The organism is Bacillus sp. SIMBA_026, from assembly GCF_046535335.1.
Taxonomy (GTDB): domain Bacteria; phylum Bacillota; class Bacilli; order Bacillales; family Bacillaceae; genus Bacillus; species Bacillus velezensis.
On sequence record NZ_JAWRWX010000002.1, the window covers coordinates 421,787 to 445,013 of the forward strand.

Here is a 23,227-nt window from a genome sequence, read left to right on the forward strand (position 1 = left end):
ATTACCGGGAAAAAATCGTTCTGTACGGAAGCACAGACGAGTCGACCGGCATAAGCAAGTAACTGTAAAGAAAATAACAGACAATAATGGCGATATAAATCAGCGCATTTGATTTTCCATCAAAAATTCTCACAAAATAAGGGATCAGGATCATTTGGTACAGGCCGAAATATATATTAAACCGGGCAAAAATAACATCCTTTGTCGCCAAAAGACCGAAGAGCAGGCCGAGCAGACAGAAATTCACAATGACATCAATGTCAGGCCAGAGCTTCCGCAGCCGCTCCCGATAGCAGAAAGCCAAAAACAGCGGCAGAAGCAGCACCGCGATTTTTACGACGTTCATCCCATTCGTATTGGTCATCAGCCATTTCTCATAATGGCCGTACGAGCTGTTTTCCAGCACGACGACAAACAGCGAAATGAACTTCTGATACAGGAACGTCATAAGAAGAAACAATGCCGACAGTCCGAAAATCGCGGGCGACCAGGCTCTTTTTCTGACGAGAAAATAAACCGGAATCATAATCAGCGCTGAGGAATGAAAAAGCGAACACAGCAGCACGATTGACATATAACGCTTCCAGCTTCCGCTGATCACGTAGCGGACGGCCCAAAACAAAACGGCCGCTACCATATACTGCCTGATCCCGTTAAAGGAAGCGTAATAGTGATACGTGCCCAAAAACAAAAACACACTCAGCTCAAACGGACGGCCGAACTCAACGAGTCCCTTTAAAATAAAGCTGCACGTCACGACCGCCACGGTGAAATACATGATTTGCGGATCTTTCGTGATAAAATTCATGAGCCAGATGAGAGCCGTAAACCCCGGATCAACGGCTGCTTTTTTCGCTCCGAACCCGAAGATCTCCCAAATGCTGCCGTAATTTCCCGCCAGCTTGTACATCAGCGCGTACGTCTGAAAATCCGTCCCGACTCTGTAGCGCAAGCCGGAGACCAATACGAGCGATAGCAGCGGAACGATCATGACGAGCTGATTCGGCCGGTATCCGGTCGAAAGCGATTGATCACGCCCGCCGCACATTTTCGCGAACCATGACCAAATATACACAATTCCCATATTGACTACGTATACAATCATTCGTTACTGTTCCTTTTTCCAATTCATATTGTAAAGCTTCATAACAGCCCCCGCATTTTCTTCCGCGTCATATCCCTGCCGTCTGAGGGTTTCTTTAATGCGCGCCCCGTCAGGCTTTGCCGCCTCTGCTGCCCGTAAAACCGCGGATGCCCATTGTCCGGGCGGTTCTTTGAGGCTGAGCCTTTTGACCAGCCCGAGCCCGGCATCGGCTTCTTCCGTTATGCCGTCTGATATCACGCACGGCACCCCGGAGGCCTGCGCTTCAACGAGCGTGACGGGCAGCCCTTCATAAAGAGACGGCATGACAAATACATCCAGCGTTTTCAGCAGGGCATGAACGCGGTCTTCTATGCCGATAAAACACACCTCATCATCAAGCCCCAGCTTCGCCGCCAGATTTTCCATGTCGGTGCGAAGCGGACCGTCTCCGGCGAGAATCAGCTGTAAACCGATGCCCCGCTCTTTCATATCAGCGGCCAGCCGGAGCAGAAATTCATGGTTTTTTTCTTCTGTAAAGCGGCCGATATGGCCGATCACCAAACGGCCGTCTGCAATGCCCCGCTTCCTTTTTTCAGCTTCTGTGTCCGCGCACCCGCCGGCAAATAAGTCGAGATCAATGCCGTTCGGCAAAAGATGCACGTCTTTTTCTTTCCCGAATAAGAAACGGCCCGCGTCTTCTCCGCAGGCGCACAGTGCCGTGGCGTTTGCCGTGATCAGCCGTCTGAAAACAAACAGCTGCATCCCGGCAAGCCGCGACGCCCGCCCCCGCCACGACGTACTGTGCGAATGGCAGATCCGCACCGGGACGCCGGCTAAACGAGCGGCCAATGCGATAAATCCAGACTGAAAATCGGTATGGGCGTGCACGGCGGCAAACGGGCCTTTTTCCTTAATCACCCGCTTGACCTGTTTCACAAATGTAATCGGGTTTGTGCTGCCGATGCTCGGCACATAAAAAAGCCGTCCGCCGAGAGCGAGAATTTCCTCATCATAAGCGCACGGATCGTTCCTATGGGTTAAAAAATCAAACTGCACCTTCGTTCTGTCCATCTTCCGGTACAAATTCATCATCATCGTTTCTGCGCCGCCCCTGTTCATACCGCTGAAGATGTGCAGCACCCGTATCGGTTTGTCAGTCATGTTCGGCAAGCCCTTCTTTTTGGCGGATGTCCCTGTTTTTATGATAACGGTTCATGACCGCGGGCGGCGTAATGGCGCGGATGAGCGGTTTTGCGATATACGCGTAATGGGAAAGCGGCAGCTTCAGCCGTCTGCATGCCTGAAAAACGAGGACCGCATTATCAATGGAATACGTAAACGATCTCCTTTTAAACGCATCACTGTCCTCTCTGACTTTATACAGCGTTTCTTGGAGATTGTACCCCCGGAAACCCGCTTCAAAAAAGCGCAGCCACAAATCGATATCCTCCATCCGCCGCGTCCGCCTGACTGACCGGTAGCCGCCAAGCGCTTTGTACGCTTCAGCCCGCATCATAATGGTGCCGTGGCAGAACGGTGTGCCTTTCGCCATAATTCCCGGTTTCGGCACGGGCGGCAAAAGCCGGGCGCCCCTTACACCGAATTCGTCAAATACGAGCATCCCCGTGCCTACGACTTGATAGTGGGCGTGCTTGTTTAAGAAAGCGGCCTGTTTTTCCAGTCTCCTCGGGTTGGAGATGTCATCACCGTCCTGCCTGGCGATATAATCCCCCGTTGCGTATGTCAGACAGCGGTTCAGCGAAGCGGCAAGCCGTTGATTTGTCTTATTTTGAATCAGCGTGATCCGGTCGCCGTAATGATCCGCGTAACGGCGCGCAATCTGATACGTTCCATCAGTTGACGCGTCATCACACATAATCAGTTCCCAATTCTTATACGATTGGCTCAGGATGGATTCAATGCTCTCCGCTAAAGTCTCTTCGCAATTATAAATTCCCATGATCACGGAAATTTTCGGTTGTGCTCCTGCATTCATACGCTTTTCTCCTTTTTATCCATATAACCGGCGTAAATGTGCGCCATTTCCTTTACCGTACGTGTTTCCGAAAAACATTCCGCCGTCCTGCGCCCTTCTTGTCCCATTGCTTTTCGCAGACCCGGGGAGCGGTACAGCTTTTCAATTCGATCGGCAAACGCCGCGCTGTCCCCGGCCGGCACGAGAAAACCGTTCACGCCGTCTTCGATGATCTCACGGTGCCCCCTGTTGTCCGCGGCAACGGCGGGCTTTTCGGCAGCCATTCCTTCAAGCAGATTCATGCCGAGTCCTTCACGGATGCTTGAGGCGACAGACAGATCGGCAAGCTGAATCAGTTCATGAATATCGCGGCAAAAACCGTAAAACCGCACCATGTCGGATACACCGAGTGATTCAGCCTTTTTTCTGTACGGCGCTTCCATCGCGCCTTCTCCGGCAAATACGAGTTTCAGCTCCGGGATGCGATTCTTCAGCAGTGCCGCAGCCTCAATGAGAAGTCCCTGGTTTTTATTGCCGTTTAATTCAGCGGGATAAACGAGAATAAATTCCCCGGCGCCGAAGCCGTGTTTTTCTCTCAGACGTTCACTCTCTTCCCGGCTCACAGGGCGAAACCTGTCTGTATTCACCCCGATACCGTGTATTTTTTTCGCGCCGCAAGCTGTTTTTTTCATTTGTTTGGCCCGTTCGTAATCCTCTTCATTAATCGTAATCAGACAATCCGTATAAGAAGAAAGAAATTTTTCGATCGGGTAATAAAGAAGCCAGTTTTTCAGGGGCGCTCCGTCGCAGAAGTGAAAGCCGTGCGCGGTGTACAGCACCTTTGTCCCTTTTTGGCGCGCTTGTCTCGCAGCAAGGCGTGCAAGCACGCCGCCGACCGGCGTATGACAGTGAATCATGTCATAGCCGTTGTCCTGAATGAGCCGTTTCAGCCGCCTGTAAACAGAAAGATTTTCGGGATGAAACGGCGAGCGGCGAATTGGAATGGAAAACTTTTCATCAACGAACGGAAGATTCATATTGCCGCCTGCCGCGACGTGCACTTCCCACCCCATATCCTGAAACCATTGAAAATACGGAAGATGAAAGGCTTTAAAATGATAATCGACAGTGGCGCAGAATAATACTTTTTTCGTCATCTTTCTGTCCTCCCATCACACGCCTGCGGCCGCTTCTTCATGTACTGATTCAATCGCCTCAAACAGCCTTTTTCTCAGCTCTTCTTCAGGCAGACGGCTGAATTCCTCCATAAAACGGATGAGCACGGCCCAATTCCCGTCCACCGCTTTCCCGATATGGATTTTCGGAAAAATCTGCTCCGTATGTACTTCATTATGATTCAGCAATTCTTCATACATCTTTTCTCCAGGGCGGATGCCGGAGAATTCGATGGGAATCTGTTCTGTCGTATAGCCTGATAAATGAATCAGGTTTTTGGCCAGATCGACGATTTTGACGGGTTCTCCCATATCCAGAACGAAAATCTGCCGCCCTTTTGCAAGCGCCCCCGCCTGAATGACGAGTCTTGACGCTTCGGGAATCGTCATAAAATATCTTGTCATCGCCGGGTGCGTGACGGTGACAGGTCCGCCTTTTTCAATCTGCTTTTTGAAAATCGGGATGACGCTGCCGCGGCTTCCGAGCACATTTCCGAAACGGACGGCGGCGAATTTGGTGCGGCTGACCTTTCCGAGGTTCATGATGACCATTTCCGCAAACCGTTTCGTCGCCCCCATGACATTGGCCGGATTGACCGCTTTGTCAGAAGAAATCAGCACGAATGTTTCCGTTCCGCACATATCGGCGGCTTCGGCGACATTTTTCGTGCCGATAATGTTGTTTTTAACGGCTTCTTCCGGATTATGTTCCATTAACGGCACATGTTTGTGGGCAGCCGCATGATAGACGACGTGCGGCTCGTATTTTTTCATCAAGGTAAAGATTTTATCTCTGTCCTGAATATCGGCGATCTCCGCGTGAAAGAGCACCTCTTTTCCGAAGCGTGCGGACAGCTCGGTATGTACAGAATGAATGCTGTTTTCTCCGTGGCCGAGAAGGACGATTTCCCGCGGAAGAAACGCGCTGATCTGGCGGCAGATCTCAGAACCGATTGAGCCGCCGGCGCCCGTGACCAGAATCGTTTTTCCCTTGATGCTGTCAGAAATTTTGCTCGTATCAAGGGTGACCGGCTTTCTGCCGAGCAGATCTTCGGCTTTTACATCTCTGATGTGTCCGGCAGCCTGCGTTCCGAGCAGGATCTCGTCAAATTGCGGCATGATTTTAATATGGGCGCCCGTCTGCACACATTCTTTGTATAACGTCTGAAGCTCATGGGTGCAAAGAGACGGAATGGCAATGATGATATGGTGAATTCTCAGCCTCTGCACCGCCGGCATAATGCTTTCTTTTCCGCCGATGACGGGCAGGCCCATGATTTCGAGCTTATGCTTCGTCTGATCATCATCAATAAAAGCCACAGGCATGATTCCGAGATCGTTTTTCTGGGTAAGCTGACGGACGAGCAGCGTCCCCCCCGAACCTGCGCCGATGATCAGCGCCCTGGAAGAGTCATTTTGCTTCCTGCCGATCGTTTCTTTCAGCACCCGTGAAATCATCCGGCTTCCTCCGATGAACAATAGCTGAACCATCCAGCTGACGGCCAACAGCCGGAACAAAATCGTGTGGAACACCCCGTATTGGACGGCCGCCGTTACGGCTGCTGACAGTGTGATCCCCTTCATCAAGGCAAGCAGCTCGCCTATTCCCGTGTACGTCCATACCTGCTTATACTGGTGAAACATAAAAGCGCATACATGATGGCTGATCAGCATGCTCACGGCAGTCAGCAGCAACGCTCCGGAGTCATAAAAGTGATAAGAATCCTCAAAAAATTGATATCCTATAACAACGGAAAGTAAAACGAGATACGTATCCAATGCAAATATCATTGAAAGTCTTCTCCGGTAAGTCAATCTTTCCCCTCCTCATTTATCGGTTTAGCTGATACGGTTTTCGTAAAAACAGACATAACAGCTAAGCCGATAACAATGCATCATCTTAAGATAAATTGGGCATTTAACCCGTCCTCACACCCCGCCACCGACGACCAGCATCTAAGGCAGCGAAAAACGCCGCCCACAGCAGAGCCGAGTGCCTCCGTTGATAAAGGTAAGGAGACATCACCTGCACCGCTCAATAAGAGTAGTGCTCCGTTTTTTTGATTTTCTTTTTATTCAGCAGCGCCCCCAAAAGCTTTGCCTTTGACTGCTGGAGCGCGTCTCTCGCCTTTTGGACGGTATCCATTTTCGTTTTTCCGCTCAAGACGACGAGAACGCTTCCATCTGTCTGATTCGCTAAAATCTGTCCGTCCGCCACAGCCAAAAGCGGAGGTGAATCGAAAATAACCAGACTGTACCGGCTGTACATCTCCTGAATCAGCTCTCCCATCGCCTTTGAAGATAAAAGCTCAGCCGGATTCGGCGGCGTCGGCCCGCTCGTTAAGACATAGAGGTTGTCAATCAGCGTTTTTTGCACCGTTTCGCCGAGGGAAGCGTTTCCGACTAACACATTTGTCAGGCCTTGTACGTTTTCAAGCTGATAGGTCTCGTGTATCGTCGGTTTTCGTAAATCCGCATCGACGAGCAGCACCTTTTTTTCCTGCTGCGCAAATACCGCGGCAAGGTTGGCGGCGCTGAATGATTTTCCTTCTCCCGGAACGGAAGAAGTGACGAGAATAGAGCGCAAATGGGTCTGAACAGAGGAGAACTCAATATTTGTCCGAATGGTGCGGTATTGTTCAGCCACCAATGATTTGTGATGTAAAACGGATATTTGAGCCAGTCCCCTTCTTGATTTCTTTTTTCTGAATCCCAAACGCCTCACTCCCCGAAATGTTTTTCATCAGACCGTGTCTGCTGATTTTTGATGTCATACACAACCCCTAAAACAGGCAAGTCTGTTTTTTCGCTGAGCTGCCGCTCGCTTTTAACGGTTTCATCAAGAAAGTGGAGAAAAAACGCAAGCGTCACACCCGCCATGAGAGCCGCACCGAACGCCATCATGATATTTCGGATGCGCGAAGGCTTGACCATCGGGCTTTCCGATGCTTTTGCCTCAGACAAAACAATGACGCCTTTTATATTCATCCTGTCACGGACTTCTTTTTTAAATGTCTTCATCAGCGTGTTCGCTATAGCGGCGGCCTGTTTCGGATTCTCGTCCTGCACCGCTACGGTAATGATCTCTGAATCGGTTTCGCTGCTTGTCGTGATCTTTGCTTTTAAAGCGGATGCCGTCTCAGAAAGATGCAGCGTCTGCTTCACTTTCTCAAGCACAACCGGGCTTTTCATTATCGTTTGAAACGTATTGTTGTAATGAAGATTCAGCTGAACGTCGCTGAGATTCGAATTTTTTTCACCGCTTGTTTCATGAATGAGCACTTGGGTCGATGACTGATAAACGGGCGAAATCACCCGGAATTGGATGTATCCCGTCACCAGCGTTACAACTGCTGTCATGATAAAAATCAGTAAAAATCTGTGTTTAATAATGTCAAATAATTCTTTAAAACTCATATTCTCATTCATGTAATTACAGCCTCATCCTTATTGCATCAGGCTTAAACGCCCCCTTCTGTTAATGATTGGATTATAAAAGAAAAGGTCGAAATTTGAAAATTTCAAATTAAGCCATTTGGTTCTTTTTAGAGAACATTATCATGATTTTCCTCTTATTTACTGCACTTACCTTATAATTTTAAATTTTATAAAGAACGAAAGATTTCTTATAATGAACAAAAAAAGCCAGTATACAGGGGAGAATTCAGCACAATGATTGGAAGAATAATTCGTTTATACCGCAGAAGAAAAGGCTACTCTATTAATCAGCTAGCAGTTGAAGCAGGTGTCTCTAAATCTTATTTAAGCAAGATAGAACGGGGGGTTCACTCAAATCCGTCCATCCAATTTCTGAAAAAAGTATCCGCCACCCTGCAGGTCGATCTGACGGAGCTTTTTGATGCCGAAACGATGCTGCATCACATGGGAGGCACGGAAGATGAGTGGCGCATCCACCTTGTGCAGGCCGTGCAGTCAGGCATGCCGAAAGAAGAACTGTTCACCTTTACGAACAAACTGACTGAAAAACGCCCGGAGCCCGCACCCTACCGCAACAGAAAACTGACTGAATCCAACATTGAGGAATGGAAAGCGCTGATGCAGGAAGCCAAAGAACTCGGCTTGTCCGTTCAGGAAGTCAGATCATTTTTAGAACGGAAGCGTTACTGATGATATGCTGATGAAAAGGCTTTTATTCGCTTCATGTCTTCATCTCTGTTTATAATGAAAAGAAAAAGGGGATGAAATGATGACAAAACTTACCGTTCAAACCCGCTCCGGCGCACTGAAAGGAACTGCCGGCCGCGGTACCCGCACATGGAAGGGCATACCGTACGCGAAGCCGCCCGTCGGAGAGCTCAGATTTAAAGTGCCGGAGCCGCCCGCACCTTGGGATGGCGTAAAACATGCCGACTCGTTCGGGCCGATTTGTCCGCAGCCGGATGATATGCTGTCTATATCGTTTTCCGGAGATATACCGGCTCAATCTGAAGATTGCCTTTACCTCAACGTTTTCGCCCCCGATTCAGAGGGCGAAAAAAAGCCTGTCATGGTATGGATACACGGCGGGGCATTTTATTTAGGTGCCGGAAGCGAACCGCTTTACGACGGATCTGCCCTTGCCGCTGACGGAGATGTCATTGTCGTGACACTCAATTACAGGCTCGGACCATTCGGCTTTTTACATTTATCTTCTATTCATGACGCGTATTCCGCCAATATCGGGCTGCTTGATCAGATCGCCGCGCTGCGCTGGGTGAGGGACAATATCTCCGAATTTGGAGGAGACCCGGATAACGTCACGATATTTGGTGAATCGGCAGGCGGCATGAGCATCGCCTCCCTTATGGCAATGCCTGACGCAAAAGGCCTGTTTCATAAAGCCATTTTAGAAAGCGGCGCCTCTCATACGATCCCGGCGGACATGGCAAAAGACATCGCGGCGGCATTTATTCATGAAGCCGGCACTGATCAATTGCAGGAGCTTTCCGTTAATGACCTGCTTAAGACTGCAGATAAAGTGCAGCGCTCACTAGATCAAAACATTTTTCAGCTTTTGTTTCAGCCCGCCATCGATCCGGCCACATTGCCTGCGGAACCGGTGAAAGCCATAGCAGACGGGGCCGCAGAAGGCATACCTATGATCATCGGAACCAATCGTGATGAAGCATATTTGTTTTTCACCCCTGATACAGACATTCATTCCGAGAAAAAACAGCAAGATTATTTGCATTATCACCTCGGAGAGAACTGCACCGAGCAAGCGGCAGATTTATATCCGCATTCATTAAAGGGACAAATCGATATGATGACGGATCTGATTTTCTGGCGGCCGGCTGTCGCTTTCGCACAAGGACAGTCGCAGCACGCACCGGTCTGGATGTACCGCTTTGATTGGCATGGCGAAACACCGCCGTTTCATAAAGCCGTTCACGCTCTGGAATTGCCGTTTGTGTTCGGAAACTTTGATTCTTTGAGAAAGACGCTGCAAGAACCGCTCGGTGATGACGCAGAACAGCTTTCCAAACAAATCCAATCCGCATGGCTCGCTTTTGCAAAAACCGGAAACCCGAACACCTCTCACTTCAATTGGCCTGAATATGAAACCGATTCACGCGAAACTTTGCTTTTCAACACGGATACCGCTGTCGAAAGTGATCCCGATGCAGCAAAACGCCGCATCCTGTTTCAAGCATAAAAAACGCCAAGGGAGCCGGCTCCCTTGGCGTTTCGTTTTCATCTTACTTCATAATGCAACTCCGCAAATTGCTTATAGCGCCTGACATCAGTCAGCTTCAGCCCTGTCTCCCGGTCTCCGGGTTTGAACAAAGAAATTCCGCGGCCGAGCAGAACGGGGGCGATCTGAATGATAAATTCATCGACAAGTTTTTCCTCCAAAACCGGGTGCAGCAGATCACTCCCGCCGACAATCCAAATCCGCTTGCCTTCTTGGCGTTTCAATGCTTTTATAAAATCGGCAGGCTCTTCATGAATAAACCGCACATGTTCAGTACGCCCGGTCAATGTCCGCGAAAACACATAGCATTCTTTACCTTTGTACGGAAATTCCTCAGGCAATAAAACCAATATTTCTTCGTATGTTTTTCTGCCCATGATGATCGTATCGACAGATTCATAGAAAGCTTCATAATCGGTGCCGTCTTCACCTTCAGTTCCGATTAACCAATCTAAAGAATGATTTTCCTGCGCAAGATAACCATCTGCGCTGACAGCTCCGTAAAAAACGAGTTTTCTTTGACCGCTCATAAAAATCCCTCCCCTTTTTTATTATACCTTGAACATACGGATGAAATGAAAAAATGATAGAATCGGGTAAAAACCCCCGTTACCGGGTTTTCGTTTCTTCCTGCTTTGGAGATGCTGTTAATATGCCGTCTATCCATCTTCCGGTAATCGGCATAAAGAAATGAAGGATGATCCCTCCTAAACAAACGGTTAATAACGTTCCGATGCCTACCGGACCTTTTAGCATCACGGCCAGTATGAAAAATATGAAGTAAATGACCGTTCTTGAAAAAAAGATGCTTCTCCCGGTTAATTCGCGGACAATTAACGTTAACCGATCAACCGGGATCGGGGCGAAATTTGTGTGCAGATAGGTTGCGGTTCCTATCCCTATCACAACTAAACCGATTGCAAAACAGCCCGCTTTTCCGTACCATAGTTCAGGCGTTATGACTCGATGCAGAAAAAAAAGCCACATATCAATCCCGATTCCCGTTATGAACGCCGTAATCATCCCTGAAAATTCCGGTCTTTGCCTTTTTAACATTGAATTACAGCAAATTAACAGGAAAGCGATGATGATTTCCCAGCTTCCCACGGTAAGCCCTGCATGGACGGACAATCCCACAATAAGCGCATCAAAAGGCGATGTTCCAAGATCTGATTGAATCGTGACAGAAATACCAAAGGTCAAGATCATGATTCCTAAAACATAAAAAACATATTTCACTTTATCGTCCTCATTTTCTTATTTTATGTTGCAAATACAACAAAATTACGGTATGTTTACTATACGGTATTTTCATTGCAAATACAACAAAATTCAGCTGATATGATAAATGAAGAAAGGAGCTGTATGACCATGAGTATTCAATTAAAAAAGTGCAGCCTTAACGATATAACAGAGCTCCGGGAGATAAGCATTGAAACATTCAATGATACATTTAAAGATCAAAATTCACCTCAAAATATGAAAGCTTATTTGGAAAATGCATTCCGCTCTGAACAGCTGAAAAAGGAATTATCCAATCCGTCTTCTCAATTCTATTTTGTTTATTATCATGATGACCTTGCGGGGTATGTAAAAGTCAACATGAACGAAGCACAGTCAGAAAAAATGGGGGAAGATTCTCTTGAGATTGAGAGAATTTATATAAGAAAAAGCCATCAGAAACACGGGCTTGGCAAATATCTGCTGAATGAAGCTGTGAAAATCGCAACAGCACACAATAAAAAGAACATCTGGCTGGGCGTATGGGAAAAAAACGAAAATGCAATCGCCTTTTATCAAAAAATGGGATTTGTCCAAACCGGAGAACACTCTTTTTATATGGGGGATGATAAACAAGTCGACATTATCATGACCAAAACCCTGTCGTAAAAGAATACAAAAAAACCCGGCCAAGCTGCCGGGTTTTTTCTCTTATTTTAATTTTCCCGCACGGATATCATCGGTCATTCCTTCGTACGGCGCTTCTGAAATCAGTGTTTCGTTATTGATTCCCGCATTGTTGAGATACGTAATATCCGCAAACTCGGGAACGACATATTTCGGGTATGTTTCATATTTCTCACGTGACTCTTTCATCACGTCAATGTAATCATTTTGGTAGCACACCGTGATTTCCGGATGCTCATGCACCCATTTCGGGAAGAAAATAATTCCGTGCATCCGTTTTTCATTCGGCATAAAGTTTAAGGAAACGTCTGTGCCTGTCGGTTCAGTCCATGACACTTTGTATACGCCTTCTGTCAGCTTGACGATATTCACTTCCTGGTCGCGCACCCAGCGGCCGCCTACCATTCCGCTATGAATCCGATAGTCGATCGTATGATCATTTTTAATATAGATTTCATACTCCCAGCCGTTTTCATACGTGTAAATCATATGGCTTCCGATAAAGTTTTCCATGTTGACTCACTCTCCATATTATTATTGAACTTCATAAATATCTAACCGAATGTCATCCGGCAATCGGACCGCAGCCCCGATAAACAGCCGGTCCTGCAGATGCTGATATGCCTCGCTGCTTGTTTCAAACACAGGCACAGTACGGAAATAAACATGCTCGGGATCAATGATGCGGTTCACTGACTCATAAATGACTTTTTTAAAGAAGGTTCATTCAAGGAGGTATCACCTCCCGAGTTATTATGTTTACTTAAACATGTAACTATTTACACGTTTAATTGTAACGCTGTTAAAATGGACTGTCAAATAATGAGCTGTTTCTGATTATGTTTTCCAATGTTCAATGAAAAAAGACAAGGGCGGCAAATGCCGGCCCCTTGTCTTTTTCGTTTACTATATGTTCATACCAGACGGGCGTCTTTATTAATAATCACAATCTTTATCTCTGCATTCTTTCTTTCTTACAGCGTCTATTGAGTGCCCCATGATCTTGTCATTGGCCTTATCATACATACCATCGAATTTATTCGATGTATCATCGTTGTAATAGCCAAATACCTCTATCCCGCCCATTGGATCTATTTCGTATTTATCTTTAAATGTAACGTTATGTATGCCTTCATAATTCGCTTTGATAAATTTCTCCATTCGTTCTTGAGCAATCTTTATCTCTTCAGCCTGAACATTTTTATCATTCATACTCTTCATTATAAAACCTCCGGCTGCTATAAAGATAACTATGAAGATAAAAACGTATTTTTTCACATAACTCATCCTTTCCATGAGTTATGATGAAGTTCGCGGACTAGAAAAATGGTGGTGACATCCGGTGCAATAATTCATACAAAAACAGACGCTATTTAGGCGACTTAAAGTTTTTCTTCAATGTTCACAGCGGATCATATAAACCGGCAAACAAGAGAACTTCTTTATTTTGCGTCTTTTAGTATTCACATTCTTTTTCCTGACATTCGGGTTTCTCTTCTGCATCGACTGACGAAACTCCTATTTCATCATTCGTTTTGTCATAAAGTCCGAAAAATTCTTTTTCCTTATTACCATTCAAGTACCCCTTCACGGAAATACCACCCATAGGATTTATTTTATAATCGTTAATGTATGTAATTTGCTTTATATTTTTGTAATTAGCTTTTATATAGCTTTCCATTTTATTTTTCGCTTGGATAAAAAGTTCTTGTTCTGCTTCTTTTTTATCATGTTGGTACTTCATGTAGATACTTCCTGACGCTATAGTTATTACAAATATCAGGACAACCATGTATTTCTTCACAGACTCATCCTTTCTTAGATTAAATTTACATCAACCTCAGAGTGTTGTACATGTCTAAAAAATATCAATGTATCAAGTATCAGTGATCGAGAATACTTTTATATAAGCGTTAGTTAGACTATCCTAAAAGTGTGCGAATTTCTACAAAAGCTTATAGTCAGATCTAGATTAAATGAAGTGATGAAGGAGAAGGGAATTCAAAGCCAAAAGGATTTGGCTGATTTAGTTGGTTCTACTGAGGTTACGATAAGCAGATTTAAAACAAATACAAGATATGATATCACAACACTATTCATTATTAACAGAGGATTAAATGTACCTATGGAAAATTTGTTTTATGTTGAGGAGATTAGAGGAAGAGCAATACAACAAAATTAGCCCAGCTCGATTGAGCAGGCTAATTTATCTTGTACAAAGCTTATCTTTACATTCTTCCTTTGGTTCGGCATCAACCGTATACGACAATATTTCTTTATTGTTTGGATCATACAGACCTTCAAACTCTTTTTTTCCGTTAGTATAACCCTTAACACTAATACCGCCCATTGGGTTAATATAGTAATCCTCAGAAAAATGGATATCTTTCACATTTTTATAGTTCGTTGTTAAAAACTTTTTCATATGATTCTGGGCTTCTTCGAATAATGCAATCTCTTTTTTCTTTTGATCATACCGATGCTTCATAAAAAGTCCCCCAACCGCTATAATTATTAAAATAAGGATAATTATGTACTTTTTCTTTTTCATTTGGAAATCAATCCTTTCCTATAAATAACTGTCGTTCTTAAGTAAACGAAATGAGCGAAAACTTGATATGAATATACTTTTCAGCATGTCAAAAGCAAAGCTAACCAATTCAGAATTCATCGCGATTGTTGCTGATAAGTTAAGATTGGAACTTAAAGCGAGTAAAATGCTGATCTGACGTTTTTCCTATCGTTGAGTTGTCATGATATTTGTACGCAGTTACCGTTAATTATCGGGGATACCTCGACAAATGAGACGGTAGAGGTGATTGATCTTAGGAATGGTTTTGCGCTTACGATAACTGGATAACAAACATAGCGAAAATTTTGAAAAATAGTTAAACAAAATAAATACCCACTCATCCCTGAGGTGGGTATTTTACCTTTCTTCGGCATTGACCACTGAAATACCTATCTCCTTGTTCGTTGGATCATATATACCGGAAAATTCTTTTTCTTTATTATTATTTATGTAGCCTGAAACTTCAACTCCGCCTGTCGGATCGATATTGTAGTCTTTTGAAAAATGAACTTCCTGTACATTTTTATAGTCTTTTTTTAAGTAATTCTTCATGTGCTCTTGCGCCTCAATCACAAGTTTTTCTTCGTTTTTATGTTTATCATATTGACGCTTCACGAAAAAACCTCCCACTGCTATAATTATAACAATTAGGATAATAATGTATTTTCTCATGCGTATCATCCTTTCGGAACTATTTTACAATATAAGAAAGGAGATGTATATATGCCAAAAGGAAAAGAAATAACCGTCTCTAATGTCACAGATAAAGAATATTACCGTTTGAGTCAAGCAGCTTACAATTATAAAATGTTAGCCCTGCATATGAAATATAAAACTCCTTATAAAATAAGTAAGACGTCATATTGGTACGTTGAGAAAGTGAAGCAGGATTCTGATACGGGTCTTGATGCCTTTGTATTCTCAAAAGGCATCAAGACCAAAAACGGTAAATGGATAAAATCAAAAAACCCTGAAAACGTGGTCGTCGCCTTTACGGGAACCGATATCGGAAAAGACCCGATCAATGACGGCGTAAAAGCGGACGGCGGCAATATTGTTTTCGGAAATGATCCGAAAAAAGAAGTACATTATATTGTAAAAAAAGACGCAAAGGATACATCAAAAACACTCGGAACCTATCACGGAACGCCCTCTCAAGACGCCATGCTCACAACCGGAAAGTATAAGCTGATAACGAAAACATCGCAAATCGATCAGGCCGATCAGCTGGTACGCGGCGTAAAGAAAAAGTATGCCGGAACGTCAACGATTATTTCAACAACCGGCCATTCACTCGGCGGCGCTGAGGCCGAATACAGCGCGGTGAATAATGATGTGTATGCCGTCGCGTTTAACAGTCCTTCCGTCGTGAAACTGCACGATGAGGAAACACAGAAAGACATCAACAGCGGCATTTACGATCCTTACATCCGGTCAATTATCAATCCGGACGACATGGTCGGGGCGGGTTATTGGAACGAATATGACCGCCACAACGGGACAACGATTTATACGAAAAACCCCTCGCTCTCACAGTTCAGCCGAAAGCAGCGGCTTGATGGGAACTTAAACGAGCAGATCGGCAAGAATCTCGCTTATTTCTTCACTACCGTCATTCTGAGAAATCCGGATACACACGGCTTAAACGAAGCAAATTTCGTGTTCGACAGAAACGGCACTATTACAAATCCGAACGGAGATGAGTTAGTCTTCGATAAAAACCTCGGCGCTCTTCTGCCGGCCGGTGCGATCGGAAGCGCAGATACAATAAAAGTAACGCCGAAAAACGCAAAGAAGCTGGCTGAAAAGGTGCAGGCTATGACTGAGGATTTGCGGACGATGAAAAAAGAAGCGCAAAACGCCTATCAGGAGCACGATGAAAAAGTCGCCGAGCTGAAAACAGAATTTTACGGCCAAGTCGGACACGGCTTGTTTGATCAGCTTCAAGCACAGGACGTGACCAATACCATTGAAGATATTGCGCAATCCTACGATAAAGGCCCGATTTTTTATGACACTCAGGCTGAGCAGGCGTTTATTGATTCCTTGCAGGCGGCGATTACGGACCTTGAAGAAATCGGCGGATTCTTACATAAAATAGCAGACGAATTTCAGGAAAAAGACCAGATGCTCGCAAACTGGTTAAGATGATAGAGGTGGATACATAATGCCGACATTAGACGAACTTTTAGAACACAAGGACGACCCGATGAAGAAAAGGCTGCAGCGGCAGATGCTGAAAACCGTCATGACACAGGCAGCGGGGACAAAACTGGAGACAGTGCGCCGAACGCTGAAACCGACATTCGAAATGGATACGTTGAAAGATGAATTATATGAAGTGTATTCAGCACTATTGAACAGCTTTGAAGGTAAGGCGCAAAAAGCTCTCGCACAGCGGATCAGTGAAAGTGCGCGGCTGATTGCCGGAACCGAACATAACAGAGACACATTCGTTAACAGTTTCAAAACAAGATAAAATAAAAAAACCCCGCAGATTTATCATCTGCGAGGTTTTTTCTATCGTCTTAACTGAGACGCGCTCGGAGGGATTCGAACCCCCGACAGACGTGGTACCGGAAACCACCGCTCTATCCAACTGAGCTACGAGCGCACGTTTTTTCAATCAGATACCTTTATATTATAATAAAGAAACGCACAGAAAGCAACTCTTTTTTGATAATGCACAACAGGATTATACAGCGTCCTCATGCAGCATAATCCTGCATCGTTTACCGGCATTGATTTTCACAAAAAACTCATTTCAGGCGGACTGCCCCCGGCTCAGTACATTTTCAATTACTGAAGAAAAAGCGGTAATCACCCGTTTCAGCTTCTTTTCCAAATGTCCTTTAACGTCCAATAGGTGAATTCCTCAACCTTTACGGCGCCTTTCTCAGAAAACAGCTCAATCCCCAATCTGCCTTCATTCGGATAGATACGGCTTGTCATCGTTGTTTCTCCATGATTGGCGAATACTTCAATCGAGGATCTGTCAATAAAGATACGCAGCGCCAGCTTGCCGTTTGTATCCGTCTGCACCCTTCTCACACCGTCTTTCGCTTTCCCCATCTTGGTGCAATCAAGCGTCAGCTTTTTATCCGTTAGATTGTATGTCAGCACAAGTTCTTCTTCATCAAGGCCACGAATCTTAAAACCTGCCGTTTCGGCATCAGAATCGTTCACATCAAACACGACTCGGACTTCAAGCAGGTCTTCGGACGTCTTTGCCAAGTAACTCCCTGAAAGCGATCGTCCGGCACATTCCCGGTATTCCATTTTCCGCAGCTGCTTGGTTTCTTCCACGGGATTCATCAAAAGTTTATGATCATCACGCAATGTCAGTTCTCGCGGCAACGTCAGTGCACCGCACCATCCGTCCGCTTTTGTCGGCATCTCAGATTCCCACATATCCATCCAGCCGATGGCAATTCTGCGTCCTTTATCATCTAATAATGTTTGCACGGCGTAAAAGTCATGGCCGTGATCCAGTTCTTTAAAAGCGCCGTGTGTAAATTTGTTTGTTTCATCATGATAGTCACCGATTAAATAGCCGGTTTGATGTAAATTTTGATAGGAATCACCGTCCGCCTCGATCCCCTGGGGCGAAATCAGCAGGACATGCTTGCCGCCTAATTCAAAGAAATCAGGACATTCCCACATATAGCCGAGATTACCGTCACTTTGGGCGAGAACCCCCGCGTTTTCCCAATCACGCAAATCAGGTGAACGGTATAAAACGACCCGTCCGACGTTTTCTTTTGAAGAGTTGCCGACGACCATATACCAAACATCGCGATGCTTCCATACTTTCGGATCGCGGAAATGACGGGCGCTGTCTTCCGGCGGTTCCGCAATAACGGGGTTTCCCTGAAGCTTTTCAAACACGGTTCCATCTTGGCTGACAGCGATATTTTGAGTTTGATAGAATAGGTCTTTCTCTTGATCAATTATATTATGGCCTGTATAGATGAGGGCTAATCTTCCATGATCATCGACCGCGCTTCCCGAAAAACAGCCGCTTTGGTCGAATGCATCGCCCGGAGCTAAGGCAACCGGCAGGTGCTCCCAATGAATGAGATCTTTACTTTTCACATGTCCCCAATGCATCGGCCCCCAATGCTCATCATACGGATGATGCTGAAAAAAGACGTGGTATTCTCCTTTAAACTGAATAAGCCCGTTCGGATCATTGATCCAATTCGCCCGGGGCATAATATGGTACCCCAATCGATATCTTTGTTTCACTTTACCCTCGGCTTCCTTCAAAGCTTCTTCCGCCTGCTGAATTCTATCCATTTGTAACATCCTCTCTATCCGATTTTTTGCAGACGCTGGACACGCCTGCTGTTTTGTTTCGGGCCCAATAAAGTAAATATGGAGATGACGGTAAAACCGAAGACGACGATTCCCATGATGAGATAGGTTTGACGGAACCCCGCACTGTCATATAATCCTCCCGCAAGCGGCGACAGAATCGACGCGCCTGCCTGAGATGCGAATTGAAAACCGACGAGATAAAGGACGGACGACAGACGCGTATCAAAATTGGCAGCCAAATATTTAAAAACGGCGATCAGCATAATCGGCAATTCCAGTGCGTGGATGAGTTTCATTGATGAAATGCCTACAGGTTCAACTGCAATTCCGGACCCGACGATGCGGAAAGCCATTAAAAACCCCGCTAAAATCAAACTGTTTTTCGCCCCGAACTTATTGACGATAAAAGGCGCAAGAAACATCATGCCGGCCTCCAAAAACACTTGGAATGAATTCAGATAGCCGAATACTTGGTTACCCGTCGACACTGAAGGAAACAAAGACGCATAATAGATCGGGAACTGCTGATCATATACACCGTAAATGCAAGTCACCCCGATAATGTACATCATAAAAAACCAGAAATCTCTTAGTAAAAAGAGCCGCCCCACATCTTTTAACCGGACCGAATCCGCTCTGTTTTTCTCATGATCGGTCATTTCTATTTTCACAGACATGATAATGGCCGTTAATATGACGGCTGAAACAGACGCGATCCAGAAGTTGATATTGGGATTGATATTGAAAAGCTGCCCTGCAAAAAATGCAGCCGCCGCCCAGCCCAGTGAGCCCCACATTCTTGATTTTCCATACTCGAAATCATACTTACGGCTGACCTTTTCAATGTACGTTTCAATCGCGCCTATCCCCGCCAAAAAAGCGGCTCCCAAATATAAGCCTCCGACAACGGCGCCAAGAAAGACGTTGTATTGTAAAAGTGGCCCATAGACGAAGATATAAAACGGACCCGTGAATATGAGAAGACAGCTGATCATAAACAATATCTTTTTCTTCAGCCCCAATTTGTCAGAGATAAAACCGTAAAGAGGCTGCATGCACAGGGCAAATACGGCGTTTACAGAAAAGATAATGCCTGTCGCTGATCCGTTTAAATTGATTTCCTGCCCTAACCAAATCGCAAATAAAGAATAGCTGGAAGACCAAGTAAAAAAGAAAAAGAAGAAATAAGCACTCAGTTTCCAATACAGACTTTTTGAGCTTTTCATTTGCACCGCTCCTTTTAGAGGACCTTTTAATAGCCGTTTTAGAGCCGCATACTTCCTTCTTCATTTTCATCACATACATGCGAGCTCCGAGTAAGCGCTTACTTTCTATCGCTGCTTGATTCTTTCACTTTATTGCCGCCAGCCTTCTCTCCATACCCGCCACTTCCCTTCAACCTTTAAATAAAGCGCTTTCAAAAAGAATTGTATGCCAATCGGTTTCATATGTCAATCGGTTGACATATAATTTTCTGATTATTTCAAGCAAACAAAACACATCCTCTTTATATGAAAACAGAAACATGGAATGTCCTTGCACATGTCAGCCTGATTCTCTAAAATAAGTGCGTGACGGAAATTGTAAGCCATTTCAGTAAGCAGGAGGGCACGGGAATGAAGCCTAACATTCATGATGTTGCGAAAATAGCGGGAGTTTCATCCACAACCGTTTCGCGGGTATTAAATAACCGCGGCTATATCAGCGAAAAAACAAAAGAAAAAGTGTACAAGGCGATGGAAGAAATCAATTACTTTCCAAACGATCTGGCCCGCTCTTTATTCCGAAAACGAACCAATTTAATAGGACTTATCATCCCAAACTCCAGCAATCCGTTTTTCGGCGAACTCGCCTTTCATATTGAAAGCATTTGTACGTCCATGGGCTACAAACTGCTGCTTTGCAACAGTTTACATCGAAAGGATAAGGAAGAAAAATATTTGGAGATGCTGATAAGAAACCAAGTGGACGGCGTGATCGCCGTGACTTACAACCGGGGAATTCTCAATTATCACAAGCAGAATCTGCCGATTGTCGCCATTGACCATTACTTATCAGACACGATTCCCGTCGTCGGCTCAGACAACTATGACGGCGGAAAAAAGGCGGCAGAACTGCTGATTGAAAAAGGGTGCCGGCACATCGTCCATCTCAACGGCCCGCTTGAACTCGAGACACCGGCAAACCTCAGAAGAAAAGCATACGAAGACGTCATGCATGAACACGGACAAAAGCCTATTACATATGAAGTACCCTTTTATCAGCATTACCATGACATTATTTCAACATTATTCGATGAACAGCCTGAAACCGACGGAATTTTTGCCAGCGATGATATCATGGCGGCTGCCGTGATGACCGAGGCCAAAAAACGGGGAATAGACATCCCGAATCAATTAAAAGTGATCGGTTATGACGGCACTGAAACCGTTCAATCGGTTCTGCCGGACTTGGCAACCATCCAGCAGCCGATTGAATTGATTTCCAAAACAGCCATCGAGATTTTAGCAAAAGAAATTGAAGGCGAATTTGATGATTTGCCGCTGGAAACGTATTTGCCGGTACGGCTTTTGGAAGGGCGGACAACGTAGTCAGACCCTTCAGTACGTAGCGACGCGATTGCGGTCTATTTTGAGCGCTCCGGCCATATCATTTTCTCAAGCGCCGGCGCTGATCATCATCATTTCCACTTTGCTGTTTGAACTTTTTGTTTTATGGGAAAAATGGTGTTAGAAGAAAAGGTTGGCATTTTGGTCAGCGTTTTGTTTGACCTTTATTGACCAAAAATGTATCATGTAAATACATACTTACCTAAAAGGTGAAGGAGGAGCATTATGAATTTAATACCTACAGTCATTGAACAAACGAACCGCGGAGAAAGAGCTTATGACATTTACTCCCGTCTTTTGAAGGACCGTATTATCATGCTTGGATCTGCGATTGATGACAACGTTGCGAACTCCATCGTGTCACAGCTTTTATTCCTTGAAGCGGAAGACCCTGAAAAAGATATTTCCATTTACATTAACAGTCCTGGCGGATCAATCACTGCCGGCATGGCAATCTATGATACAATGCAGTTCATTAAACCGAAAGTATCCACGATCTGCATCGGTATGGCCGCTTCTATGGGAGCATTTTTACTTGCAGCCGGAGAAAAAGGCAAACGTTACGCGCTTCCTAACAGTGAAGTTATGATTCACCAGCCGCTTGGCGGAGCGCAAGGACAGGCGACAGAAATTGAAATCGCGGCAAAACGCATTCTCTTGCTTCGCGACAAATTAAACAAAGTGCTTGCTGAACGTACCGGCCAGCCGCTTGAAGTCATTGAGCGCGATACAGACCGCGACAACTTCAAATCAGCTGATGAAGCCTTAGAATACGGCTTAATCGATAAAGTGCTGACACGCAATACAGAAGACCAGAAGTAATGCCCAAAAAACCTGCAAGAGATGATGTCTCTTGCAGGTTTTTTTATGCTTTATTCCCATTCAAAAAAGTAATGAATGCTTTGACGACAGATAATTCTAACGCTGAAGAATCATACATAAGCCAAGTATCGCGTATCACAGGCTCGTTATTTTTATAAGATAGCGCCAATGTGTATAATTCATCAGAAGGCTGAAGACAGATTTCCGGCACAACAGAATAACCGAGACCGTTTTTCACCATCTCTTTACAGGTTTCCTGCCTGTCTACCTCCATCGCAATGAAAGGCGGTTCAGTAAATTGGTTATTCCACCATTTTTGAATCAAACTTTTCAAAGAAGCATCAGTTTGATAATAAATCATCGGCAATTTGGGAAGGTCCTCACTGTTGATTTCAGTTTTTGAAATAAGGTACAGCCGCTCTTCATTTAACAGTTGTTTTTCCCCTTGCCAATCATAATTTCCCCTCATAATCCCAAGGTGTACCCCCGAATGATGAAGCAGATCCATCACCTTCGCACTCCATCCCGTATTGACGTGGAATTGAACAGACGGATACTGATCAGAAAACCGTTTTAGAATCGCCGGGAGCTTATACTGAGCAAAATTGCTTGAGACTCCTAATCTGAGAACCCCGCTGACTTCATGGCTCATATTGAGCATATCATCCTTCACTCTTCTGAATTCCTGCAGCATTTCTTTCGAATAATCAACCAGATGTTCACCTTCTGAAGTGAACTCCATCCCTTTTTTTCTTTTATAAAAAAGGCGCACTCCGAATTGTGCTTCCAGGTTTTTGAGCCGATAACTTAACGCCGGCTGTGTCATATATAATCGCTCTGCCGCCTTCGTCATATTTTTTTCTTCGAATAATGTAATGAGCACAATCCAATCCTTTTCATCCATATGAAATCCCCCAAAATATTTTTCTGCTATAAAATTTTCACCTATTATAAAAGTTTTTTATTTAACTTTATAAAAATTATATGTTTTACTTATAATCCTTATTTATCATACGATATTTTCCAAAGGGACCGGTACCTTTTTATCCACACAAAATGATGTAAGG

At 44.9% G+C, this 23,227-nt stretch carries 26 protein-coding genes, 1 tRNA gene and 1 pseudogene; 9 read left to right on the forward strand and 19 right to left on the reverse strand.

Annotation, left to right across the window (positions count from 1 at the left end):
• Position 1: 1 nt before the first annotated feature.
• From epsG to SB847_RS12920, 7 genes are all read right to left on the reverse strand, one after another.
• Positions 2-1,105, reverse strand: a complete 1,104-nt coding sequence (gene epsG, locus SB847_RS12890) for a biofilm exopolysaccharide biosynthesis protein EpsG (RefSeq protein ID WP_410563632.1) — start codon at positions 1,103-1,105, stop codon at positions 2-4.
• Positions 1,106-1,108: 3 nt separating this feature from the next.
• Entirely contained in the window at positions 1,109-2,245 is a 1,137-nt protein-coding gene (locus tag SB847_RS12895) for a glycosyltransferase family 1 protein (RefSeq protein ID WP_410563635.1), read from the reverse strand.
• Entirely contained in the window at positions 2,238-3,080 is an 843-nt protein-coding gene (epsE, locus tag SB847_RS12900) for a glycosyltransferase EpsE (RefSeq protein WP_012118512.1), read from the reverse strand. Before epsE ends, SB847_RS12895 begins: the two co-directional genes overlap by 8 nt.
• Positions 3,077-4,216: a glycosyltransferase family 4 protein gene (locus SB847_RS12905; RefSeq protein ID WP_130571443.1), complete on the reverse strand. Its 1,140-nt coding sequence runs from the start codon at positions 4,214-4,216 to the stop codon at positions 3,077-3,079. Before SB847_RS12905 ends, epsE begins: the two co-directional genes overlap by 4 nt.
• A gap of 15 nt (positions 4,217-4,231) precedes the next feature.
• Positions 4,232-6,049, reverse strand: a complete 1,818-nt coding sequence (locus SB847_RS12910) for a polysaccharide biosynthesis protein (protein WP_172645820.1) — start codon at positions 6,047-6,049, stop codon at positions 4,232-4,234.
• 220 nt (positions 6,050-6,269) lie between these two features.
• Positions 6,270-6,950, reverse strand: a complete 681-nt coding sequence (gene epsB / locus SB847_RS12915; RefSeq protein ID WP_007407393.1) for a protein tyrosine kinase EpsB — start codon at positions 6,948-6,950, stop codon at positions 6,270-6,272.
• Between the two features lie 5 nt (positions 6,951-6,955).
• Positions 6,956-7,663: a YveK family protein gene (locus SB847_RS12920; RefSeq protein WP_031378299.1), complete on the reverse strand. Its 708-nt coding sequence runs from the start codon at positions 7,661-7,663 to the stop codon at positions 6,956-6,958.
• 243 nt (positions 7,664-7,906) lie between these two features.
• Between SB847_RS12920 and slrR the strand changes: the two genes are divergently transcribed.
• Positions 7,907-8,362: an HTH-type transcriptional regulator SlrR gene (slrR, locus tag SB847_RS12925; RefSeq protein ID WP_003151541.1), complete on the forward strand. Its 456-nt coding sequence runs from the start codon at positions 7,907-7,909 to the stop codon at positions 8,360-8,362.
• 79 nt (positions 8,363-8,441) lie between these two features.
• A complete protein-coding gene (locus SB847_RS12930) occupies positions 8,442-9,890 on the forward strand; it encodes a carboxylesterase/lipase family protein (protein ID WP_410577926.1) in 1,449 nt (482 codons plus the stop codon).
• A 38-nt stretch (positions 9,891-9,928) separates the two neighbouring features.
• Here SB847_RS12930 and SB847_RS12935 read toward each other — a convergent pair whose 3' ends face one another.
• Complete coding sequence (locus SB847_RS12935) at positions 9,929-10,459, reverse strand: dihydrofolate reductase family protein (RefSeq protein ID WP_410577928.1); 531 nt, start codon at positions 10,457-10,459, stop codon at positions 9,929-9,931.
• Between the two features lie 79 nt (positions 10,460-10,538).
• Entirely contained in the window at positions 10,539-11,168 is a 630-nt protein-coding gene (locus SB847_RS12940; RefSeq protein WP_025853513.1) for a YczE/YyaS/YitT family protein, read from the reverse strand.
• 132 nt (positions 11,169-11,300) lie between these two features.
• On the opposite strand from SB847_RS12940, the gene paiA reads away from it, so the two are divergent.
• Positions 11,301-11,819 carry a spermidine/spermine N(1)-acetyltransferase gene (gene paiA / locus SB847_RS12945; RefSeq protein WP_410577931.1) on the forward strand — a complete coding sequence of 173 codons (519 nt, stop codon included), beginning with the start codon at positions 11,301-11,303 and terminating at the stop codon, positions 11,817-11,819.
• Positions 11,820-11,861: 42 nt separating this feature from the next.
• Here the strand turns inward: paiA and SB847_RS12950 are convergent, their stop codons facing one another.
• From SB847_RS12950 to SB847_RS12965, 4 genes are all read right to left on the reverse strand, one after another.
• Positions 11,862-12,350, reverse strand: coding sequence for a phenolic acid decarboxylase (locus SB847_RS12950; protein ID WP_014305882.1), 489 nt, complete (start codon positions 12,348-12,350; stop codon positions 11,862-11,864).
• 21 nt (positions 12,351-12,371) lie between these two features.
• Positions 12,372-12,530 carry a DUF3237 family protein gene (locus tag SB847_RS12955; RefSeq protein WP_007407401.1) on the reverse strand — a complete coding sequence of 53 codons (159 nt, stop codon included), beginning with the start codon at positions 12,528-12,530 and terminating at the stop codon, positions 12,372-12,374.
• A 243-nt stretch (positions 12,531-12,773) separates the two neighbouring features.
• On the reverse strand, positions 12,774-13,058 hold the full coding sequence (locus SB847_RS12960) for a DUF1433 domain-containing protein (RefSeq protein WP_050585489.1): 285 nt from the start codon (positions 13,056-13,058) through the stop codon (positions 12,774-12,776).
• 235 nt (positions 13,059-13,293) lie between these two features.
• Entirely contained in the window at positions 13,294-13,581 is a 288-nt protein-coding gene (locus SB847_RS12965; protein ID WP_029973541.1) for a DUF1433 domain-containing protein, read from the reverse strand.
• A gap of 237 nt (positions 13,582-13,818) precedes the next feature.
• Between SB847_RS12965 and SB847_RS12970 the strand changes: the two genes are divergently transcribed.
• Positions 13,819-14,019 (forward strand): helix-turn-helix transcriptional regulator, encoded by a 201-nt coding sequence (locus SB847_RS12970; protein ID WP_007613961.1) that lies wholly within the window; start codon positions 13,819-13,821, stop codon positions 14,017-14,019.
• A gap of 24 nt (positions 14,020-14,043) precedes the next feature.
• On the opposite strand, the gene SB847_RS12975 is transcribed toward SB847_RS12970, so the two are convergent.
• On the reverse strand, positions 14,044-14,388 hold the full coding sequence (locus SB847_RS12975) for a DUF1433 domain-containing protein (protein WP_410563646.1): 345 nt from the start codon (positions 14,386-14,388) through the stop codon (positions 14,044-14,046).
• A gap of 82 nt (positions 14,389-14,470) precedes the next feature.
• Here SB847_RS12975 and SB847_RS12980 point away from each other — a divergent pair.
• A pseudogene (locus tag SB847_RS12980) lies at positions 14,471-14,566 on the forward strand (hypothetical protein); the annotation flags it as partial.
• 200 nt (positions 14,567-14,766) lie between these two features.
• Here the strand turns inward: SB847_RS12980 and SB847_RS12985 are convergent.
• Positions 14,767-15,081, reverse strand: a complete 315-nt coding sequence (locus tag SB847_RS12985) for a DUF1433 domain-containing protein (protein WP_012118522.1) — start codon at positions 15,079-15,081, stop codon at positions 14,767-14,769.
• A 51-nt stretch (positions 15,082-15,132) separates the two neighbouring features.
• On the opposite strand from SB847_RS12985, the gene SB847_RS12990 reads away from it, so the two are divergent.
• Positions 15,133-16,560 carry a lipase gene (locus SB847_RS12990; RefSeq protein ID WP_410563648.1) on the forward strand — a complete coding sequence of 476 codons (1,428 nt, stop codon included), beginning with the start codon at positions 15,133-15,135 and terminating at the stop codon, positions 16,558-16,560.
• A 16-nt stretch (positions 16,561-16,576) separates the two neighbouring features.
• Complete coding sequence (locus tag SB847_RS12995) at positions 16,577-16,888, forward strand: hypothetical protein (protein ID WP_007613966.1); 312 nt, start codon at positions 16,577-16,579, stop codon at positions 16,886-16,888.
• 59 nt (positions 16,889-16,947) lie between these two features.
• On the opposite strand, the gene SB847_RS13000 is transcribed toward SB847_RS12995, so the two are convergent.
• From SB847_RS13000 to SB847_RS13010, 3 genes are all read right to left on the reverse strand, one after another.
• Positions 16,948-17,023: transfer RNA gene (locus SB847_RS13000), tRNA-Arg, on the reverse strand.
• A gap of 215 nt (positions 17,024-17,238) precedes the next feature.
• A complete protein-coding gene (locus SB847_RS13005) occupies positions 17,239-18,708 on the reverse strand; it encodes a glycoside hydrolase family 32 protein (RefSeq protein ID WP_410563685.1) in 1,470 nt (489 codons plus the stop codon).
• A gap of 14 nt (positions 18,709-18,722) precedes the next feature.
• Complete coding sequence (locus SB847_RS13010; protein ID WP_007613980.1) at positions 18,723-19,955, reverse strand: MFS transporter; 1,233 nt, start codon at positions 19,953-19,955, stop codon at positions 18,723-18,725.
• Positions 19,956-20,345: 390 nt separating this feature from the next.
• Between SB847_RS13010 and SB847_RS13015 the strand changes: the two genes are divergently transcribed.
• Positions 20,346-21,320 carry a LacI family DNA-binding transcriptional regulator gene (locus SB847_RS13015; RefSeq protein WP_410577933.1) on the forward strand — a complete coding sequence of 325 codons (975 nt, stop codon included), beginning with the start codon at positions 20,346-20,348 and terminating at the stop codon, positions 21,318-21,320.
• Positions 21,321-21,563: 243 nt separating this feature from the next.
• Complete coding sequence (gene clpP / locus SB847_RS13020; RefSeq protein ID WP_003151513.1) at positions 21,564-22,160, forward strand: ATP-dependent Clp endopeptidase proteolytic subunit ClpP; 597 nt, start codon at positions 21,564-21,566, stop codon at positions 22,158-22,160.
• A gap of 43 nt (positions 22,161-22,203) precedes the next feature.
• On the opposite strand, the gene SB847_RS13025 is transcribed toward clpP, so the two are convergent.
• Positions 22,204-23,064, reverse strand: coding sequence for a LysR family transcriptional regulator (locus tag SB847_RS13025; protein ID WP_003151510.1), 861 nt, complete (start codon positions 23,062-23,064; stop codon positions 22,204-22,206).
• Positions 23,065-23,227 lie beyond the last annotated feature (163 nt).

Excerpts from the sequence above, each read along its gene's own strand:
- SB847_RS12965 (WP_029973541.1), bottom strand. The coding sequence starts at position 13,581 with ATGAAGTACCAACATGATAAAAAAGAAGCAGAACAAGAACTTTTTATC.
- SB847_RS12950 (WP_014305882.1), bottom strand. The coding sequence starts at position 12,350 with ATGGAAAACTTTATCGGAAGCCATATGATTTACACGTATGAAAACGGC.
- SB847_RS13025 (WP_003151510.1), bottom strand. The coding sequence starts at position 23,064 with ATGGATGAAAAGGATTGGATTGTGCTCATTACATTATTCGAAGAAAAA.
- SB847_RS12930 (WP_410577926.1), top strand. The coding sequence starts at position 8,442 with ATGACAAAACTTACCGTTCAAACCCGCTCCGGCGCACTGAAAGGAACT.
- epsG (WP_410563632.1), bottom strand. The coding sequence starts at position 1,105 with ATGATTGTATACGTAGTCAATATGGGAATTGTGTATATTTGGTCATGG.
- SB847_RS13010 (WP_007613980.1), bottom strand. The coding sequence starts at position 19,955 with ATGAAAAGCTCAAAAAGTCTGTATTGGAAACTGAGTGCTTATTTCTTC.
- SB847_RS12995 (WP_007613966.1), top strand. The coding sequence starts at position 16,577 with ATGCCGACATTAGACGAACTTTTAGAACACAAGGACGACCCGATGAAG.
- SB847_RS12975 (WP_410563646.1), bottom strand. The coding sequence starts at position 14,388 with ATGAAAAAGAAAAAGTACATAATTATCCTTATTTTAATAATTATAGCG.
- SB847_RS12990 (WP_410563648.1), top strand. The coding sequence starts at position 15,133 with ATGCCAAAAGGAAAAGAAATAACCGTCTCTAATGTCACAGATAAAGAA.
- SB847_RS12985 (WP_012118522.1), bottom strand. The coding sequence starts at position 15,081 with ATGAGAAAATACATTATTATCCTAATTGTTATAATTATAGCAGTGGGA.
- SB847_RS12895 (WP_410563635.1), bottom strand. The coding sequence starts at position 2,245 with ATGACTGACAAACCGATACGGGTGCTGCACATCTTCAGCGGTATGAAC.
- paiA (WP_410577931.1), top strand. The coding sequence starts at position 11,301 with ATGAGTATTCAATTAAAAAAGTGCAGCCTTAACGATATAACAGAGCTC.
- SB847_RS12960 (WP_050585489.1), bottom strand. The coding sequence starts at position 13,058 with ATGAAGAGTATGAATGATAAAAATGTTCAGGCTGAAGAGATAAAGATT.
- SB847_RS12905 (WP_130571443.1), bottom strand. The coding sequence starts at position 4,216 with ATGACGAAAAAAGTATTATTCTGCGCCACTGTCGATTATCATTTTAAA.
- slrR (WP_003151541.1), top strand. The coding sequence starts at position 7,907 with ATGATTGGAAGAATAATTCGTTTATACCGCAGAAGAAAAGGCTACTCT.
- epsE (WP_012118512.1), bottom strand. The coding sequence starts at position 3,080 with ATGAATGCAGGAGCACAACCGAAAATTTCCGTGATCATGGGAATTTAT.
- clpP (WP_003151513.1), top strand. The coding sequence starts at position 21,564 with ATGAATTTAATACCTACAGTCATTGAACAAACGAACCGCGGAGAAAGA.
- SB847_RS12920 (WP_031378299.1), bottom strand. The coding sequence starts at position 7,663 with ATGAATGAGAATATGAGTTTTAAAGAATTATTTGACATTATTAAACAC.
- SB847_RS12935 (WP_410577928.1), bottom strand. The coding sequence starts at position 10,459 with ATGAGCGGTCAAAGAAAACTCGTTTTTTACGGAGCTGTCAGCGCAGAT.
- SB847_RS13005 (WP_410563685.1), bottom strand. The coding sequence starts at position 18,708 with ATGGATAGAATTCAGCAGGCGGAAGAAGCTTTGAAGGAAGCCGAGGGT.
- SB847_RS13015 (WP_410577933.1), top strand. The coding sequence starts at position 20,346 with ATGAAGCCTAACATTCATGATGTTGCGAAAATAGCGGGAGTTTCATCC.